Origin of the sequence: Janthinobacterium sp. YR213, assembly GCF_900099875.1 — a bacterium.
In the GTDB taxonomy this organism is placed as follows: Bacteria; Pseudomonadota; Gammaproteobacteria; order Burkholderiales; family Burkholderiaceae_D; genus Janthinobacterium; species Janthinobacterium lividum.
This window is the reverse complement of record NZ_FNDA01000001.1, coordinates 1,805,046-1,822,105: the sequence shown is the minus strand read 5'-3', so window position 1 is coordinate 1,822,105 and position 17,060 is coordinate 1,805,046. Positions and strand designations below refer to the sequence as shown.

The window sequence follows — 17,060 nt, the reverse complement described above, 5'->3', positions numbered from 1 at the left end:
AGGAGCATCGATGAACCGCAGCTTTCTGATCGAATCCGGACATGCCGCCCTGCTGGCGGTGCCGAATATCGACACCGACATCATCATTCCGCAAACCGAACTGGTGACCACTTCCCGGCGTGGCCTGGGTCAGGGCCTGTTCGCCCGCTGGCGCTACCTGGAGGGGCGCGTGCCGGACCCTGCCTTCGTGCTGAACCAGCCGCAGCACCGCCATGCCACGTTCCTGATCGCCGCCGATAATTTCGGCTGCGGCAGCTCGCGCGAGCATGCGGCCTGGGCCCTGGCCGACTTCGGCATCCGCGCCGTCGTGGCGCCCGGGTTTGGCGAAATATTCCAGCGCAACTGCGTGCGCAACGGCATCTTGCCGGCGCGTGTCAGCGCGGACGGCTATGCGCGCCTGGCAGAGGCGGCACGGCTGGCAGGCGGCGGCTTGCGCTTGAGCATAGACCTGCACCATCAGCGCATCAACTGCGCGCAATTTTCGCTGACCTTCGACATCGAGCCGGACGATGCGGCGCGCCTGCTGCGCGGGACCGATGAAATCGCCGAAACGCTCGTGCATGCGGGCGCCATCGCCCGTTTCGCCGCCGCCGACCGGACGCGCCGGCCATGGGTGTACGAGCCGGGCTGGGAGCAGGGTGAGGCGTGCGTGGCCGACGCGCTGGCGCAGGAGGCGACATGAGCCATTTTCGCCACCACGTCTTTTTCTGCTGTAACCAGCGCGACGGCGGGCGCGATTGCTGCGCCAACCACGGCGCTGACCAACTGCGCCAGCATGCCAAGGAGCGCCTGGCCGCGCTGGGCATGCTGGGCCAGGAGCAGGTGCGCATCAACCAGGCCGGTTGCCTGGACCGCTGCGAGCTGGGCCCGGTGCTGGTGATTTATCCGGAAGCGACCTGGTACACCTATCTCGATGCCAGCGACATTGACGAGATCATCGATGAACACCTGATCCATCACCGCGTCGTCGAGCGCCTGCTGGTGTGACGCGCCGCGTCGCGCATGCATTTCCATTCACCTATCTTAGCGAGGCAATTGCAATGATATTTCCGAACTTGGCAGTAAGCCGGGCGGCGCGCCTGCGCCGCGTACTGGGCGCGGCGGCAATGGCGCTGGCGGCATGCATGGCGTGGGCGCTGCCGGCGGTCGCGCAGGCGGCAGGGCAGCTGAACCTGTATTGCGCCTACCCGGACGCGGCCATGTGCCAGGCGCTGGCGAATGGTTTCAGCGCGCGCCACGGCGTCAAGGTGAGCGTGGTGCAAAAGCCCACCGGCGAGCTGTATGCGCAGATTAAGGGCGAGGCCGGCAATCCCAAGGGCGACCTGTGGTGGGGCGGCTCAGGCGATTCCTTCCTGCAGGCGGCGCAGGACGGCTTGCTGGAAACCTACCGCTCGCCGCAGCTCGCGCAGCTGGCCGCCTGGTCCCTGATCCAGGCGGAGCAGTCGGCCTACCGCAGCGTCGGCGTGTACCGCGCCGTGATGGTGCTGGCGTATAACACCGAATTGCTGAAGAAGAAAAAACTCGCGCCGCCGCAGTGCTGGAGGAACCTGGTCGACCCCATCTACAAGGGGGAAATCGAACTTTCCAATCCCGCCTCGTCCGGCACGGCCTACATGATGCTGGCCACGATGGCCCAACTGTTCGGCGAAGACGGCGCCTTTCGCTACCTGCAGCAGCTGCATCCTTCGGTCACCAGCTATTCGCGCAGCGGTGCCGGTCCGCTGAAGGCTGTCGCGCGCGGCGAGGCCAGCATCGGCGTGGCGATGCTGCACGGCGTCATGACGGAACGCGAAAACGGCTTTCCCGTCGCCTATACGCTGCCCTGCGAGGGCACGGGGGCCGAGGCGGGCTCCATGGCGATCCTGCGCAATGCGCGCAACCTGGCAAATGCCAGGCTGTTCTATGACTGGGCCCTGGGGGCGGAGGCGCAGGCCCTGCCATATTCGCTCAGGCAGTATCCACTGCCAGCCAACCGTGGCATCAAGCTGCCACCCGGGATGCCGGACCTGGCCAAGGCGAAGTTCCTCGACTACGACTACGCCAAATTCGGCTCCCGCGAACAGCATGCCTTGCTGCTGGGACGCTGGAATAAAGATGTTGCCAGTGCCCAATGACAGGATATCGCGCCATGGCTGTTTCTGATGTGAACACGGCGAGCGCCACGGCCGGCGGCGCCGGCCGGCACCGCATTGCGTCCTGCTGGTACTGGGTTCTGCTCGGTCTGCTAGGTGCCTGTCTGTTGCCCTGGCATGCGCAGGCCGATGGACGCTGGCTGCTACCCCCGGCCTTGCTGTTGGGCGAGCCGGCCAGCATGGCCGGCGCGGTGCTGCTGTTGCAGTCGCGTGATGGCGGCGCGCTGCCGCCGCTGCTGCTGCCATTGCTGCTGGGCTGGGCCGCGTGGCGCCGTCGTCCGCCCGCCGTGGCACTGCTGTTGGCGGGCGCTGCCGGCTTGCTGTGGCTTGGCCTGTGCGCTTTTGCCGCCAGCGGGGCCAGCATGGGGCCTGGCCAGCTGGCGTGCGCGGCCAGTCTGCTGTCCTGCCTGGCGCTGGGCCTGAGCCAGCGCGGCTATTTCGGCGGCGACGCGTTCGTGGCCGGCACGGTATTGTCGATCAGCCTGCTCGTAGGGGTGTTTACGCTGGTGCCGACCGCCGCCATGCTCTCGCATGCATTCGATGATGGCCGTGGCGGGCATACCTGGACCGCGCCGCTGCGACTGCTCTACAGCGGCTATCTGTGGAGCGGCGCCTGCCTGACCGGCGCGGGACGCTGCGGCACGGTCTGGACCACGCTGTTCATCGCCGCCGTGTCTGCACTGCTGTGTACGCTTGTCGGCTTCGCGCTGGCGCTGCAGATGGCCCGCGTGCGCGGACCGCTGGCGCGCGTGGTGCAATGGCTGTCGGTCCTGCCGCTGATCGCCCCGCCTTTCGTGGTCGGCCTGGCATTCATCCTGCTGTTTGGCCGTTCCGGGCTGTTCAACACCCTGCTGGAAAGCTGGTTCGGCATCGTGCCCGGGCGCTGGATCTATGGCGTACAGGGCATCTTGCTGGCACAGTTGTTCACGTTCACGCCGGTTGCCTGCCTGGTCCTGCGCGGCGTGGTCGAGGGTATTTCGCCGGCGCTCGACGAGGCGGCGCAGACCTTGCGGGCGGGGCCGTATCAGCGCTTCTTCAGCATTACCTTGCCGCTGGCCAAGCCGGGTCTGACCAGCGCCTTCCTGATCTGCTTCGTCGAATCGCTGACCGATTTCGGCAATCCCATCCTGCTTGGCGGCAATACTGAAGTGTTGGCCACCGATATCTTTTTTGCCATCGTTGGCGCGCAGCAGGATGTCGGCCGCGCGGCCAGCCTGTCGGCATTGCTCCTGGGGTTGACGCTGGTGGCGCTGTGGCTGCAGCGGCGCGTGCTGGGCAAGGCTTCCTACGCCACCATCGGCGGCAAGGGCGCCGCCACGCGCCATGCGCCGCTACCGGTGAGCCTGCAACGGGCCTGCGGGAGCGCGGCCATCCTGTGGAGCGCGCTGACGCTGCTGGTTTTCATGCTGGTGCTGGTGGGCGGTTTTGTCGTCAACTGGGGGCGCGACTACCGGCCCAGCATGGTGCATTACCTGAACGCGTTCGGCGTGACCCCTGGCGCGGCCGATCCCCTGACGGGCGTGGCCTGGGAAAGCTTGCTCGGCACGCTGGGCATGGCGTTGCTGGTGGCACCGCTGGGCGCGGTGCTGGGCCTGCTGGCCGGCTGGGTCATCAGCCGCCAGCAGTTTCCCGGCAAGCGCCTGTTCGAGGCATTCAGTTTCCTGCCGCTGGCGGTGCCGGGCACGGTGATCGGCGTGGCGTATGTGCTGAGCTTTAACGGCCCGCCCCTGGAGCTGACGGGCGGCGCGGCCATCATCGTCATCTGCCTGCTGTGCCGCAACCTGCCCGTGCTGGTGCAGACCACGGTGGCGGCACTGGCGCAGGTCGAACGCAGCCTGGGCGAGGCGTCGCTGACCCTCGGCGCCAGCAATTGGCAGACCCTGCTGCGCATCGAGCTGCCCCTGCTGCGCCAGGCGCTCACCGGCAGCCTGATCTATGGCTTCGTGCGCGCCATGACCACCATCACGGCCGTCATTTTCCTGGTCTCGGCCGGCCACGAGCTGGCGACCACGTTCATCATCAATCGCGTCATCAATGGCGATTACGGACTGGCGGTGGCCTACAGCACGCTGCTGATCGGACTCAGCCTGGTGGTCGTGGCCGTGGTGCAGCGCCTGGCCGGCCGCCGCCGCGCGGGGCCGGCTGCCGGCCCCGGTGGTATCCCTATCCATGTTTCCTGAGGAGCAGCACGATGGCAGCAGCACAGATTCAATTGCAGGGCGTCTCGAAGCGCTACGGCACGGTCACCGCCGTGGATGACGTGTCGTTGACGATCGAGGCCGGATCGCTGACGACCTTGCTGGGGCCATCGGGCTGCGGCAAGACCACGATGCTGCGCATGCTGGCGGGGCTGGAACTCGCCTCGGCAGGCCGGATTCTCATCGGTGGCCGCGATGTCACGCATGTCGGCGCGGCCGGGCGCAACGTCACCATGGTGTTCCAGAGCTACGCCCTGTTCCCGCACATGAGCGTGTTCGACAACGTCGCCTACGGCTTGCGCCTGGCGGGGCGTCCCAAGGCCGAGGTGCAGGAGCGCGCCATGGCCGGCCTGGCGCTGACGGGACTCGATGCGTATGCGCGGCGCTGGCCGTCCGAGCTGTCCGGCGGCCAGCAGCAGCGCGTGGCCATCGCCCGCGCGCTGGTGCTCGAGCCGGAGGTGCTGCTGTTCGACGAACCGCTGTCGAATCTGGATACGCAGCTGCGCCGCATGCTGCGCAAGGAAATCCGTGAATTGCAGCAGCGCTTGCAGCTGACCGTGGTGTACGTCACCCACGATCAGGCCGAGGCGCTGGCCATTTCGGACCAGGTGGTGCTGATGCATCGCGGCAAGGTGGCGCAGGCCAGCACGCCGCAGGGCATCTACCGCGCGCCGCGCGACGCTTTCGTCGCCACCTTCCTGGGCGACTGCAACCTTGCGCCGGGTCGCCTGATGGCCATCGAAGGTGCGCTGGGAAGAGTCTGCATGGGCGGCCTGGAGCTGCGCCTGCCCCATTGCGGCCAGGCGCCGGGGCCGGTGCAACTGGCCATGCGGCCGCAGGCGCTGCGTCTTGCGGGCGCGGGCCAGGCGGGTGGCGTGGCTGCCGAGATCACCAGCGTCACCTTTCTCGGTGGCTTGCTGGAGATCGAATTGCGCACCGCGTTCGGCCCGTGGCTGGTGCATGCGGCGCCGCAAGCCGGCCTGGCGCCGGGCATGCCGGTCACGGTCATGCTCGACACGAGTTCCATGGCGCTGCTGGCCGCGTAGGCGGCGTCCCCCCCAATTTCAGAGAAGGACTTTCGCATGATGAACCGACGAACTATGCTTGCCCGGCTGGGCCTGTTGGCAGGCGGTGCCGCCGCCTGGCCGGCGCGCACGGCCGCGGCGGCGCCGCTGGCCCCCGTGCTGGCCGGGCACCCCGCCTACATCGTGAACTACCTGCCGCACATGGTCGCCTTGACCCAGCAGTACATGCGCGAGGAGGGCCTCGATTTCCGCCTCATGTCGTCCGATGGCGGGACCAAGCTGCGCGACATCGTCGCCGGTGGTCAGGTCAGCTTCGGCCTGGGCGACAGCACGCATCCGATCCAGCTGGCCAACCGGGGCCGCCCGGCCAAGATACTGCTGGCGATCGACCGCCGCTGTCCGTATACCAACGTGGTGGTGCGCAGCGACCTGTACGAGAAAGGCATCACCACCTTGCAGGCGCTGGCCGACTACCGCCGGCCGGACCGCGCGCGACCCATCGTGGCCGTGGCGACCCTGGGTGGCGGCCAGTATGTGTATGCCAGCTACCTGTTCGAGCAGATCGGCGCCGCCAACAAGCTGAACCTGGTGTCCGGCGGCGTCACGCTGACCATGCTCGGTGGCCTGCGCAGCGGCCAGTTCGACGCCATCGTCGCGCCGGCCGCCTGGCAGATCGAGGCCGAGCGCGGCGGTTTTGGCAAGACCATCTTTGACGTGTCCGACGACGCCAGCTGGAACCGCTATTTCGGCGGCCCCCTGCCGGTGACATGCGCCTATGCGCTGCAATCGACGATCGACCGGTATCCGCAACTGGTGCAGGCATATGTCAATGGCATGGTGCGGGCGCTGCACTGGATACGCCGCAGCAGCAGCGCGCAGATATGGCAGGAAGTCGGCGTCAGGCAGCTGCGTGAAACGCGCGCCGATACGGCCGTGCTGGAACTCGATGCCTTCAAGCGCACGGCCAGCTACGACGGTGAAACCGATGCCGCCGCCTTTGCCAACGGCGCGCCCATCTGGTTCCGTCCAGGCACTGGCATCAAGCCGATCCGCTACGCGGACGTCACCGACCTGTCTTTCCTTCACCTGAGTAGGCGCAAATATGGCTAGCACATTACAACCCCTGCATGAAGCGCTGCCCGGACCGCAGTTGCGGCTGGTGCCCGAAACGGCGCAGCCGCGCCTGGAATTGCGCGGACTGACGCGCGACTTCACCCTCAACGCGCGGCCCGTGCGCGTCGTCGACAACCTCTCGCTATCGATCGCCAAGGGCGAGTTCGTCTCGCTGATCGGCCCGTCCGGCTCGGGCAAAAGCACCATCCTGAACATGCTGTCGGGCGTGCTCGAGCGGACGGCAGGCGACGTGCTGGTCGACGGTGTCAGCCTGTCGTCGAGCGACATGATGCGCGAGCTGGGCTATGTCTTCCAGAGCGATAACTGCTACCCCTGGCGCAGCGTCGCCGACAATATCGGCCTGGGTCTGGAACTGGCCGGCATTCCCAAGCCGGAACGGCGCAGGCGCGTGGCCGAGGCCATCGAACGCATCGGCCTGCAGGGATTTGAACGCGCCTTTCCCAAGATGCTGTCGGGCGGCATGCGCCAGCGCGTGTCCCTGATGCGTACGCTGATCATGCGCCCCAGCATCCTCCTCATGGACGAGCCATTTGGCGCGCTCGATACGCATACCAAGTTCGAGATGCACAAGCTGCTGCTCGAACTTTGGCAAGCCGAGCAGCAGACGGTGGTTTTCATCACGCATGATCTGGGCGAGGCCATTACGCTGTCGGACCGTATCGTCGTGCTGTCGGCGCGGCCCGGCCGCATCAAGGAAATCTTCGACGTCAGGCTGCCACGCCCGCGCGACGCGCTATCGGTGCGCGAATTGCCGGAATACAGCGCCCTGTTCGCACGCATCTGGCATTCGCTGGGCGAGGAATTCAACAAGGGAGAGGCGACATGACACTGAGCCGCTATACCTGGCATTCCGTCTGGTTCTGGCGCATTGCCGTGCTGCTGATCCTGCTGACAGTGTGGCAGTGGGGCTTCAGCCTGCAGCCGAAGCTGCCGTGGCTGGTGCCCAGCTTCATCGATCCCTACTTCATTTCCACGCCCACGGGCGTGCTGGACAAGCTGAGCCACATGGCGTGCATGACGGACGAGGAAGGCCAGCTGCTGCTGGGGCGTGCCGGGGCGGTGGCGGCCTGCTTCAGCGCTACCGACAATAATCTGCTGGCCGCCATTTCCGCCACGCTGCGCAATACCTTCTGGGGCTTTGCGCTGGGCGTGAGCACGGGATTCGTCGTCGGCCTGCTGCTGGGCCGCTCGCCTTTCTGGGCCAGCGTCTTCGACCCTTACATCGTCGGCTTCAACTCGGTGCCGCGCATCGCGCTGGTGCCGCTGATCGTGCTCATTTTTGGCCTGGGCGATGCATCCAAGATCCTCACGGCCTGGCTGATCGTCTTCTTCGTGGTGTTCTTTAATACCTTCGGCGGCGCGCGGCAGGTGCAGCGCGACCTGGTCCATGTGGCGCGCGTGCTGGGCGCGACGAACTGGCAGGTGATGACCCGCACTGTCATTCCGTCCACGCTGGAATGGGTCTTCGCCTCGCTGGTGCCCAGCGTGTCGTTTGCGCTGATCGGCGTCATCGTGGGCGAATTCATCGGTTCCGAACGGGGACTGGGACGCCTGATCATCGAGGCGCAGGGACGGGGCGACGCGGCCGCCATGATGGCGACGCTGAGCGTGCTGGTACTGATCGGCGTCATGTTGTCGGGGCTGATCCACCAGGTGCAGGAGTATTTGCTGCGCTGGCGCTGAAGAGCTGCACAGGCGGTGATCTGATCGATTCATTACATAGGACTGGTAACGATTTCATGAAAAAAAAGACAGGCATCCTGCTGGCGCTGGTGGCGGCGCTGGGCTGGCACAGCGCCGCCACCAGCGGCGAACTGAAACTCTACGGCCTCATGGACATGGGCCTGAATCTGGAAAATGATGGTAGCGGGGGAGGAACCGTCACGCGCCTGAGCAGCGGCGGCCAGAGCAGCAGCCGCATCGGCATCAAGGGCAGCGAAGCGCTCGGCGGCGGCCTGGTCGCCAGCTTTGTGCTTGAGAACGGTATTCTGGCCGATACCGGCGGCATCGACCAGGGCGGGGTACTCTTCGGGCGCCAGTCCTGGGTCGCCCTGGGGGGCGATTTCGGCATGCTCAAGCTGGGCAGGAAATACACGGTCAGCGCCGAGGTGCTCGACAGTTTTGATCCCTTCCACATCAATATGGCGGGCGACGCCAGCCGTCTGTTCAATGTGAGTGGCAAGCGCGTCAACAACAATCTCAGCTACACGACGCCGGAGCTGGGTGGCATGAGCGCGCAGCTGTCGTGGGGATTCGGCGAACAGCCCGGCAGCCTGGCGGCCGGCCGCCAGCTTGGCGCCAGCGCCAGCTACGCGCGTGGCCCGTTGGCGCTGGCGCTGGCCTATGTCGACCAGGACAGCGCCAGCACGCGCGCCAGTGCCAGCACCATCATGCTGGGCGGCGTGTACGACGCGGGCGCGCTGAAGCTGCACGCGGGCGCGGCGCGCAACACCGATAGCGCCGGCCTGGACACGCGCGACCTGCTGCTCGGCGTGAGCGTGCCGTTCGGCGCCTCGTTGCTGCTGGCCGATTACATCCGCAAATGGGATAGCGGCAAGGCTGGCGGCAATGCCGGCCAGTTCGCCCTTGGCTACAGCTATGCGCTGTCGCGGCGGACCAATCTGTATACCTCGTACTCGCAGACGCACAACGGCCGCGCCGCCAAATACAACGCCGCGCGCAACGGCGACACCGACCGCCTGTTCAATGCCGGCATCCGCCACTTCTTTTGAGGCGGCGCCTGTCTACCTGACCCTTAACGCGGCCTTGCCGCCCTGACACGATGAAAACGCTCTACGATAAATTATGGGAATCCCACGCGGTGCAAGTAGACGAGGATGGCACCGCCATGCTGTATATCGACCGGCACCTGCTGCATGAAGTCACCAGTCCGCAAGCCTTCGAGGGCTTGCGCGCGGCCGGACGCAAGCCGTGGCGCGTTGGCGCCAACCTGGCGGTGGCCGATCACAACGTGCCGACGGGCGACCGCGCCGGCGGCATCGCCGACCCGGTCGCGCGGCGCCAGGTCCAGACCCTCGATACCAACGCCCGCTTCTACGGCCTGACCTATTTCGACATGCACGACAGGCGCCAAGGCATAGCGCACGTGGTCGGGCCGGAGCAGGGGGCGACCCTGCCGGGCATGACGGTCGTCTGCGGCGATTCGCACACCTCGACGCATGGCGCCTTTGGCTGCCTGGCCTTCGGCATCGGCACTTCCGAAGTCGAGCATGTGCTGGCTACCCAGACCCTGCTGGACCGCAAATCGAAGGCCATGCTGGTGCATATCGACGGCCTGCTCGCATCCGGCGTCACGGCCAAGGATATCGCCCTGGAAGTGATCGGGCGGATCGGCACGGCCGGCGGCACTGGCTACGCCATCGAGTTTGCCGGTCCGGCCATCCGCGCGCTGTCGATGGAAGGGCGCATGACGCTCTGTAACATGGCGATCGAGGCGGGGGCGCGCGCCGGCATGATCGCGGTGGACGAGACGACGATCGCCTATGTCAAGGGGCGGCCGTATGCGCCGGCGGGCGCGCAGTGGAAAAAAGCCGTCGCGTATTGGAAGACGCTGCACACGGATGCGGGCGCCAGTTTCGACCGCGTGGTACTGCTCGATGCCGCTGGCATCAGCCCGCAAGTGACCTGGGGCACCTCGCCGGAAATGGTCGTGGCCGTCGACGGCCGCGTGCCGGATCCCGGCGCGGAGCAGGATGCGGCGCGCCGCGAGGCCATGAGCAAGGCGCTGGCCTATATGGATCTGGCGCCCGACACCCTGATCGCCGACATCCGCATCGACAAGGTGTTCATCGGCTCCTGCACCAATGCGCGCATCGAGGATCTGCGCTCGGCGGCCGAGGTCGTGCGCGGCAAGCGGCGCGCCGCCAGCGTCAAGCTGGCCATGGTGGTGCCCGGCTCGGGCCTGGTGAAGGCGCAGGCCGAGCGCGAGGGGCTGGATCGCGTCTTCAGGGAGGCCGGCTTCGAATGGCGCGAGCCTGGCTGCTCGATGTGCCTGGCCATGAATGCCGACCGCCTGGAACCGGGCGAACGCTGCGCCTCGACCTCGAACCGCAACTTCGAGGGGCGCCAGGGCGCGGGCGGACGCACGCATCTCGTCTCACCGGCGATGGCCGCCGCGGCAGCCATTGCCGGTTGCTTCGTCGATGTGCGCAAGATGAGTTAAGGCCGGCATACGCCGCTTGCATATCAACGCGGCGCCGGCTGGACATCCGGCCGGCGCGCTCTCCAGGGGAGGCTCAAAGCATGGAAAAATTCACACAGCATACCGGCCTGGTCGTACCGCTCGACCGCGCCAACGTCGACACCGACGCGATCTTGCCCAAGCAGTTTCTGACGGCGATCCACCGCACCGGTTTCGGTCCCAATCTGTTCGACCAGTGGCGCTATCTGGACACCGGCGTGCCGGGCCAGGATAACAGCCGTCGTCCGCTGAATCCCGACTTCGTGCTCAACGAGGCGCGCTACCAGGGCGCCTCGATACTGCTGGCGCGCGCCAATTTTGGCTGCGGCTCGTCGCGCGAGCATGCGCCCTGGGCGCTGGGCCAATACGGCTTTCGCGTCATCATCGCTCCATCGTTTGCCGACATTTTCTTCAATAACTGCTGCAAGAACGGCTTGCTGCCCATCGTGCTGGGTGAAGCGCAAGTCCATTACCTGTTCAAGGCGGTCGGCGCCGAACCGGGCTTCCGGCTGGAAGTCGACCTGGCGCGCCAGCGCGTTGCCGCCACCGATGGCAGCTTCGCCTGTTCCTTCTTCATCTCCGCGTTCACGAAGTATTGCCTGCTGAATGGCTTCGACGATATCAGCCTGACCTTGCGCCGTGCCGATGCCATCCGCCGCTTTGAAGAACGCCATTTGACGAAAAATCCCTGGTTGGCCAACGTAATGTAAAGATCATTCCATGAAAATTGCAATCCTGCCCGGCGACGGCATCGGTCCTGAAATCGTCGCGCAAGCCGTCAAGGTCTTGAATGTGCTGGGCGAATCGTTCGAGCTGGAAACGGCGCCCGTGGGCGGCGCCGGCTATGCGGCCCATGGCCACCCTTTGCCGGAAGGCACCCTGGCCCTGGCGAAAGCGGCCGATGCCGTGCTGTTCGGCGCTGTCGGCGACTACCAGTACGACAATCTGGAGCGCCAGTTCCGTCCCGAGCAGGCGATTTTGGGCTTGCGCAAGAACCTGGGCCTGTTCGCCAACCTGCGTCCGGCCATTCTGTATCCGGAACTGGCGGGCGCCTCGACCCTGAAGCCGGAAGTGGTGTCCGGCCTGGACATTTTGATCATCCGTGAACTGACGGGCGACATCTATTTCGGCCAGCCCCGCGGCGTGCGCGAGTGCCCGGACGGTCCGTTCAAGGGCCAGCGCGAAGGTTTTGACACCATGCGCTATGCGGAAGGGGAAATCCGCCGCATCGCCCACGTGGCTTTCCAGGCCGCGCAAAAGCGCGACAAGCGCCTCACCAGCGTGGACAAGGCGAACGTGCTGGAAACCTTCCAGTTCTGGAAAGATATCGTCACCGACGTGCACAAGGAATACCCGGATGTGGCGCTCGATCACATGTATGTCGACAACGCGGCCATGCAGCTGGTGCGGGCGCCGAAGAAATTCGACGTCATGGTGACCGGCAACATGTTCGGCGACATTCTGTCGGATGCGGCCGCCATGCTGACGGGCTCGATCGGCATGCTGCCGTCGGCCTCGCTGGACGCCAACAACAAGGGCCTGTATGAGCCGTCGCACGGCTCGGCGCCCGATATCGCGGGCAAGGGCATCGCCAATCCGCTGGCGACGATCCTGTCGGCCGCCATGATGCTGCGCTATTCGCTCAACCGCGAAGAGCAGGCAAGCCGCATCGAGGCTGCTGTCAAGCAAGTGCTGGCGCAGGGCCTGCGCACGGCCGACATCCATGAAGCGGGCACGACTTTGGTCGGTACCGAGGCGATGGGTGATGCCGTGGCGCGTGCCTGCGCCGCTGCCTGAGATGGCGCCGCGTCTATTGCACTACCCGCGCCGGCTGGCTGGCGCGTGCCGGCGGTGCCACATGCTGGGCGGCAAGCAACAGGCTCGAACGTGCCGCCGCCAGTTGCGCCGTCGTGACGTCGATCGAGAACGCCACCGAGCGCTCGTGCCCGACCATCATCGGCGGGCCGAAGCGCTTGACGTGCAAGCCGATCTTGCGCAGCAGTTTTTCAAAGGCGACGGTCGTGACGCCGACGTAGCACGTGATGTTGTTGTCCAGGGCGAATTCCAGTGCCTCGACCACCATGTGCGAACTGGCCAGCGAGAAGCGGTGTTCGCCGCCTTTCGACTGCTCGAAGGCGAACCGGCTGAGCTCCCAGGTATCTTCGGCGTTCGGAATGGGGTTGCCTTGCAGCAATTGCGGGAAAACGGATTTGAGCATGTAGTCGCCGGTCGTCGGCAGCAGGCGCGCGCAGCCGAACAGTTTGCCGCTGATATCGCGCGCCAGCATGTACACGGGGAACAAATCATCGTATTCGTCCGATTCCATGCCGTCCGCCGTATGCACGTCCCAGTGCAGCCGTTCGCAGAACACCATGTGGCGCAGCCGGTACATGGCATGGGTGTCTTCGGGTTTCATGTTGTCGCGTGTACAGGCGCTGACAGTGATGACCATGGTTCGCTCTCCATTCAAATTTGATAATGCTTCCATATAAACATTGACTGTAGTTAACTGATACTGTAGGTTCCAACAGGTGTCTGTCCGACAATAGACGTGTCATGACACTGGCCCAGGAAGCAACGGCTGGCATCTGCGAGTAGCAACAAGGTGTTGTGGCGCCACGCCTGCTGGCGCCGTGATCAGAAAAGAGTAATGCCGATGAAATTTCCAGAAGCGATGACGGATAGAATTTCCGTTTTGAAGTCGAACGGTGTGCGTGTCGATGGCTTGCGTGCACTGGTCAAGAAAAACAGTATCTTGACCCAGCAGGATCTGGTGGTGATCGAGGCAGGCGACTTAATCGTGCGGCAACTTTGCACGGGGCGCGAAGAGACGTATGAAGTGCTAGATCCGGGATTCCACGAGAAATTTTATGATATCCGGGCGGCCTACCATATGGAGGTGCGGCGCTGCGACCGCGCCAGACGCGGCAAGCTGGCCGCGGACTGACGCGGGAAGGCTGGCGGCCGGGGGCGTGCTGCCGCCCGTGCCTGCGCTCGTCAGTCTTCGTTGGGAATCAGCATCAGCAGGTCGGTGACGCCGATGTCGATGCTGCTTTGCGACAGCAGGGTGGTGGCCTGGCCCCGGTGATGCGTCTGGTGATTGAAAAAATGCATGATCAGGCTCGAATAGCGCTTGCGCGACACCATGCCTTTCATGTTGGCGTAGCCGAGCGGCTGTTCCAGGTCGCCTGGCGTCAGGTCGGCGGCCCAGCGCTGTATGGTCTGGTCCAGCGTATGGCGCAGCCTGAGCAGGCCCGTCAGGTCTTCGGCCTGCGGCTGGTTCAGCGCCGCCGGGGCGGCCGCCGCGCGGATGGCGTCGAGCGCCGGCTGGCGTGCCGGATGTCCGCAGAAACGCTTGAGCCAGATCGTATCGGCGACGACAAGGTGGTTCATCGTGCCGAAGAGGGAGCCAAAAAATGCCTTGCGGTCGGCAAAGAGCTCCTCCTGAGATAGTTGCCCAGCTGCACTATACAGTTTCTCGTTCATTACTTCATTGTAGGCGGCCATTCGGACGATATGGTCACATGTGCTCATGAGTGCTCTCCATGTCAGGGCTGAATTACTGCACGCAGATAGTGTATGGTTTTGCAAGAATTGGCAAGCGTGCTACGTGCGCTCGGGTCGCGCCATCGCGCCATCGCGCCAGCGTCTTGCGCTTGCTCAATTCTCGCCTCCCGCATTTCATTCCCCGCTACAGGCATTCTGTTCCCCCGTTTCCTGATTTGGTCATTGTGATCAGCCTGGCAACAGCCGTTTGGCCTATGATGGCCTGGCACATGCACGTGTGAAGTTTCCCTTCATTCATCAACCATGAGGTGTCCATGATCCGCTATGCCCTGCCTGCCCTGTTGTTTGCCGCCGCCCTGCCGGCGCACGCCCAAGCCCCTGCCAATGACACGCCATTGATCGAGCGGGCGAAGATTTTTGGCAATCCCAGCAAGTCCGGCGGGCGCATCAGCCCGGATGGCAAGTGGCTGTCGTGGATCGCGCCGCGCGACGGCGTGCTCAATGTGTGGGTGGCGCCGGCCAGCGACCCGGCGCAAGCTCGCCCGCTGACGGAAGAAAAGGTGCGGCCCATCCGCAGCAGCTTCTGGTCGCCCGATTCGAAAACCCTGCTGTTCATCCAGGACAAGGGCGGCGATGAAAACTTCCTGCTGTACGGCGTGAACGTGGCGAGCGGCAAGCAGATCAACTACACGCCGTTCGAGAAGACCCGCGTGCGGATAGTCCAGATCAGCAGCAAGGTGAAGGACCGCATCCTCGTCGGCATCAATAACCGCGATGCGCGCTGGCACGACGTGTACAGCCTGGACCTGGCCAGCGGCAAGCTGACCCTGGTGCAGCAGAATGATGGCTATGGCGGCTATGTCGCCGATGAACTGCTCAACTTGCGCATTGCCAGCAAGGCGCGCGCCGATGGCGGCATGACGTATTTCCGCCTGGTCGATGGCAAGGTCGAGAGCACGCCGCTGGCCGAAGTGGGCCTGGAAGATGCGCAGACCACGTCGCCGCTGGCGTTCACGGTCGATGGCAAGACCCTGTACTGGAACGATTCGCGCGGCCGCAATACCTCGGCGCTGCTGGCGCAGGACGTGGCCAGCGGCAAGAGTACGGTGGTGGCGCAAGACCCGCGCACGGATATTGCCGACGCGCTGTACGACACGCGCACGGGCCGCGTGCAGGCCTACACGGTCAATTTTCTGCAGCAGGAGTATCTGCCGCTGACGGACGACCTGAAAGCCGACCTGGCCTTTCTGAAAAAAAATACCCAGGGCCAGTTCACGGTAACGTCGCGCACGGATGCCGACGATAAATGGCTGGTGGCCGTCGATGCCGTCACGGCGCCGCCATCGAGCTGGCTGTACGAACGCAAGACCAGGAAGCTCACACGGCTGTACGTGACGCGTCCGGAACTGGAAGGCGCGCCGCTGGTGCCCATGTATCCGCAGCAAATCAAGGCGCGCGACGGTCTGAACCTGGTGTCGTATCTGACCCTGCCGCAAGCATCGAAGGCGAGCGCCGGCGGCACGCCATCGCAGGCGGTGCCGATGGTGCTGCTGGTGCACGGCGGCCCGTGGGCGCGCGATACGTATGGCTACAATGGCTATCACCAGTGGCTGGCCAACCGCGGCTACGCCGTGCTGTCGGTGAACTTCCGCGGCTCGACGGGCTTCGGCAAGCAATTCATCTCGGCCGGGGACCTGCAGTGGGGCCGCAAGATGCATGACGACTTGCTCGACGCGGTGCAATGGGCGGTGAAAAGCGGCGTGACCACGGCCGACAATGTGGCCATCATGGGCGGCTCGTATGGCGGTTATGCCACCTTGGCCGGCATGGCGTTCACGCCGACGACGTTTGCCTGCGGCGTCGACATCGTCGGCCCGTCTAACCTGTTTACCTTGCTGCAAACCATACCGCCGTATTGGGAAGCGGGCAAGCAGCAGTTCTACAAGCGCATGGGCGACCCGACCACGGAAGAGGGCAAGGCGCTGCTGAAGGAGCGTTCGCCGCTGAATTTTGCGCAGAATATCCAGCGCCCGCTGCTGATCGGCCAGGGCGCGAACGACCCGCGCGTCAACGTGGCTGAATCGGACCAGATCGTGGCGGCCATGGCGGCCAAGAACATCCCCGTCACGTATGTGCTGTTCCCCGACGAGGGCCATGGTTTTGCCCGGCCCGTGAACAACATCGCTTTCAATGCGGTGACGGAAAACTTCCTGGGGCAATGCCTGGCTGGCCGCGCCGAGCCCATCGGCGCCACCCTGAAGGCGTCCACCGCGCAGGTCAAGCATGGCGCGGAGTTTGCGCCGGGCTTGAAGCAAGCACTGCAGTAAAGCTGACAGCAGGTGCCATGGCCTGCCGGGCAACATGCCGGGCAGGCCATGCTGCCCGCTGGCAAGAATTTCTGCGCGGGTGGCTTGCAAGGTGACAGCCTCGGGCGTGGCGTGCGAGCAACTGAGGGCAGGGTACGCGAGGCCGTATTCGATGCGGTCGCTGCTGCTGCAGCGGCAAGCATGCGCCGCCAGAATTTCCCCATGCAAAGCCGTCTTCCTGTTGGCGCACCGAGCGTACTCGACAGGGAAAATGGGCGGCAAGCCCTTGCTGTTGCCCATGCAGACTAGCCTGATGCCACGTCCGCATGGCTTACGGCGAGCAGGTCAATATAGCCTCCCACGCGGGTTTCTTTTCCATAATTGTTGTTGAATAAATACACTATTTTAATAGCAATTGATTTTTATTAAAAAACTTCCCTATTTGATAATATTTTATAGTTGCTTTCTTTGTAAGTCGTAGTAGCATAGATTGACTTAAAGCAAGGTTTAATCATGCTGGGAAGCCACCTTGAGTCCTGTTGACGGTAGTTGTCATC

General features: G+C 64.6%; 16 protein-coding genes. 14 read left to right on the top strand and 2 right to left on the bottom strand.

What is annotated here, in order from left to right; genetic code table 11:
* Window positions 1-10 precede the first annotated feature (10 nt).
* From leuD (BLT98_RS08070) to leuB, 12 genes are all read left to right on the top strand, one after another.
* Window positions 11-682: a 3-isopropylmalate dehydratase small subunit gene (leuD, locus tag BLT98_RS08070; protein ID WP_092606357.1), complete on the top strand. Its 672-nt coding sequence runs from the start codon at window positions 11-13 to the stop codon at window positions 680-682.
* The gene (locus BLT98_RS08065; protein WP_070260607.1) at window positions 679-987 is read left to right on the top strand and encodes a (2Fe-2S) ferredoxin domain-containing protein; all 309 of its coding nucleotides are present in this window, start codon (window positions 679-681) and stop codon (window positions 985-987) included. The genes leuD (BLT98_RS08070) and BLT98_RS08065 overlap by 4 nt, the downstream gene beginning before the upstream one ends.
* Window positions 988-1,040: 53 nt before the next feature.
* Window positions 1,041-2,114, top strand: a complete 1,074-nt coding sequence (locus BLT98_RS08060; protein ID WP_211614840.1) for an ABC transporter substrate-binding protein — start codon at window positions 1,041-1,043, stop codon at window positions 2,112-2,114.
* Window positions 2,115-2,128: 14 nt separating this feature from the next.
* Window positions 2,129-4,312, top strand: coding sequence for an ABC transporter permease (locus tag BLT98_RS08055; RefSeq protein WP_170846317.1), 2,184 nt, complete (start codon window positions 2,129-2,131; stop codon window positions 4,310-4,312).
* A gap of 11 nt (window positions 4,313-4,323) precedes the next feature.
* Entirely contained in the window at window positions 4,324-5,376 is a 1,053-nt protein-coding gene (locus tag BLT98_RS08050; protein WP_070260613.1) for an ABC transporter ATP-binding protein, read from the top strand.
* Window positions 5,377-5,412: 36 nt separating this feature from the next.
* Window positions 5,413-6,465, top strand: a complete 1,053-nt coding sequence (locus BLT98_RS08045; protein WP_081345932.1) for an ABC transporter substrate-binding protein — start codon at window positions 5,413-5,415, stop codon at window positions 6,463-6,465.
* On the top strand, window positions 6,458-7,315 hold the full coding sequence (locus tag BLT98_RS08040) for an ABC transporter ATP-binding protein (protein ID WP_092606353.1): 858 nt from the start codon (window positions 6,458-6,460) through the stop codon (window positions 7,313-7,315). Before BLT98_RS08045 ends, BLT98_RS08040 begins: the two co-directional genes overlap by 8 nt.
* The gene (locus tag BLT98_RS08035; protein ID WP_070260619.1) at window positions 7,312-8,172 is read left to right on the top strand and encodes an ABC transporter permease; all 861 of its coding nucleotides are present in this window, start codon (window positions 7,312-7,314) and stop codon (window positions 8,170-8,172) included. The genes BLT98_RS08040 and BLT98_RS08035 overlap by 4 nt, the downstream gene beginning before the upstream one ends.
* 56 nt (window positions 8,173-8,228) lie before the next feature.
* Window positions 8,229-9,221, top strand: coding sequence for a porin (locus tag BLT98_RS08030; RefSeq protein WP_092606351.1), 993 nt, complete (start codon window positions 8,229-8,231; stop codon window positions 9,219-9,221).
* Window positions 9,222-9,271: 50 nt separating this feature from the next.
* Window positions 9,272-10,672, top strand: coding sequence for a 3-isopropylmalate dehydratase large subunit (gene leuC / locus BLT98_RS08025; RefSeq protein ID WP_092606349.1), 1,401 nt, complete (start codon window positions 9,272-9,274; stop codon window positions 10,670-10,672).
* 80 nt (window positions 10,673-10,752) lie between these two features.
* The gene (gene leuD / locus BLT98_RS08020) at window positions 10,753-11,400 is read left to right on the top strand and encodes a 3-isopropylmalate dehydratase small subunit (RefSeq protein WP_070260626.1); all 648 of its coding nucleotides are present in this window, start codon (window positions 10,753-10,755) and stop codon (window positions 11,398-11,400) included.
* Between the two features lie 10 nt (window positions 11,401-11,410).
* The gene (gene leuB, locus BLT98_RS08015; RefSeq protein ID WP_092606347.1) at window positions 11,411-12,487 is read left to right on the top strand and encodes a 3-isopropylmalate dehydrogenase; all 1,077 of its coding nucleotides are present in this window, start codon (window positions 11,411-11,413) and stop codon (window positions 12,485-12,487) included.
* Window positions 12,488-12,500: 13 nt separating this feature from the next.
* Here the strand turns inward: leuB and BLT98_RS08010 are convergent, their stop codons facing one another.
* Window positions 12,501-13,142 (bottom strand): acyl-homoserine-lactone synthase, encoded by a 642-nt coding sequence (locus tag BLT98_RS08010; protein WP_170846316.1) that lies wholly within the window; start codon window positions 13,140-13,142, stop codon window positions 12,501-12,503.
* Between the two features lie 204 nt (window positions 13,143-13,346).
* On the opposite strand from BLT98_RS08010, the gene BLT98_RS08005 reads away from it, so the two are divergent.
* Window positions 13,347-13,637, top strand: a complete 291-nt coding sequence (locus tag BLT98_RS08005; RefSeq protein ID WP_131386913.1) for a hypothetical protein — start codon at window positions 13,347-13,349, stop codon at window positions 13,635-13,637.
* Window positions 13,638-13,687: 50 nt separating this feature from the next.
* Here the strand turns inward: BLT98_RS08005 and BLT98_RS08000 are convergent, their stop codons facing one another.
* Window positions 13,688-14,224, bottom strand: coding sequence for a DinB family protein (locus BLT98_RS08000; RefSeq protein WP_070260282.1), 537 nt, complete (start codon window positions 14,222-14,224; stop codon window positions 13,688-13,690).
* A 287-nt stretch (window positions 14,225-14,511) separates the two neighbouring features.
* On the opposite strand from BLT98_RS08000, the gene BLT98_RS07995 reads away from it, so the two are divergent.
* Window positions 14,512-16,524 carry a S9 family peptidase gene (locus tag BLT98_RS07995; RefSeq protein ID WP_092606341.1) on the top strand — a complete coding sequence of 671 codons (2,013 nt, stop codon included), beginning with the start codon at window positions 14,512-14,514 and terminating at the stop codon, window positions 16,522-16,524.
* Window positions 16,525-17,060: the final 536 nt, after the last annotated feature.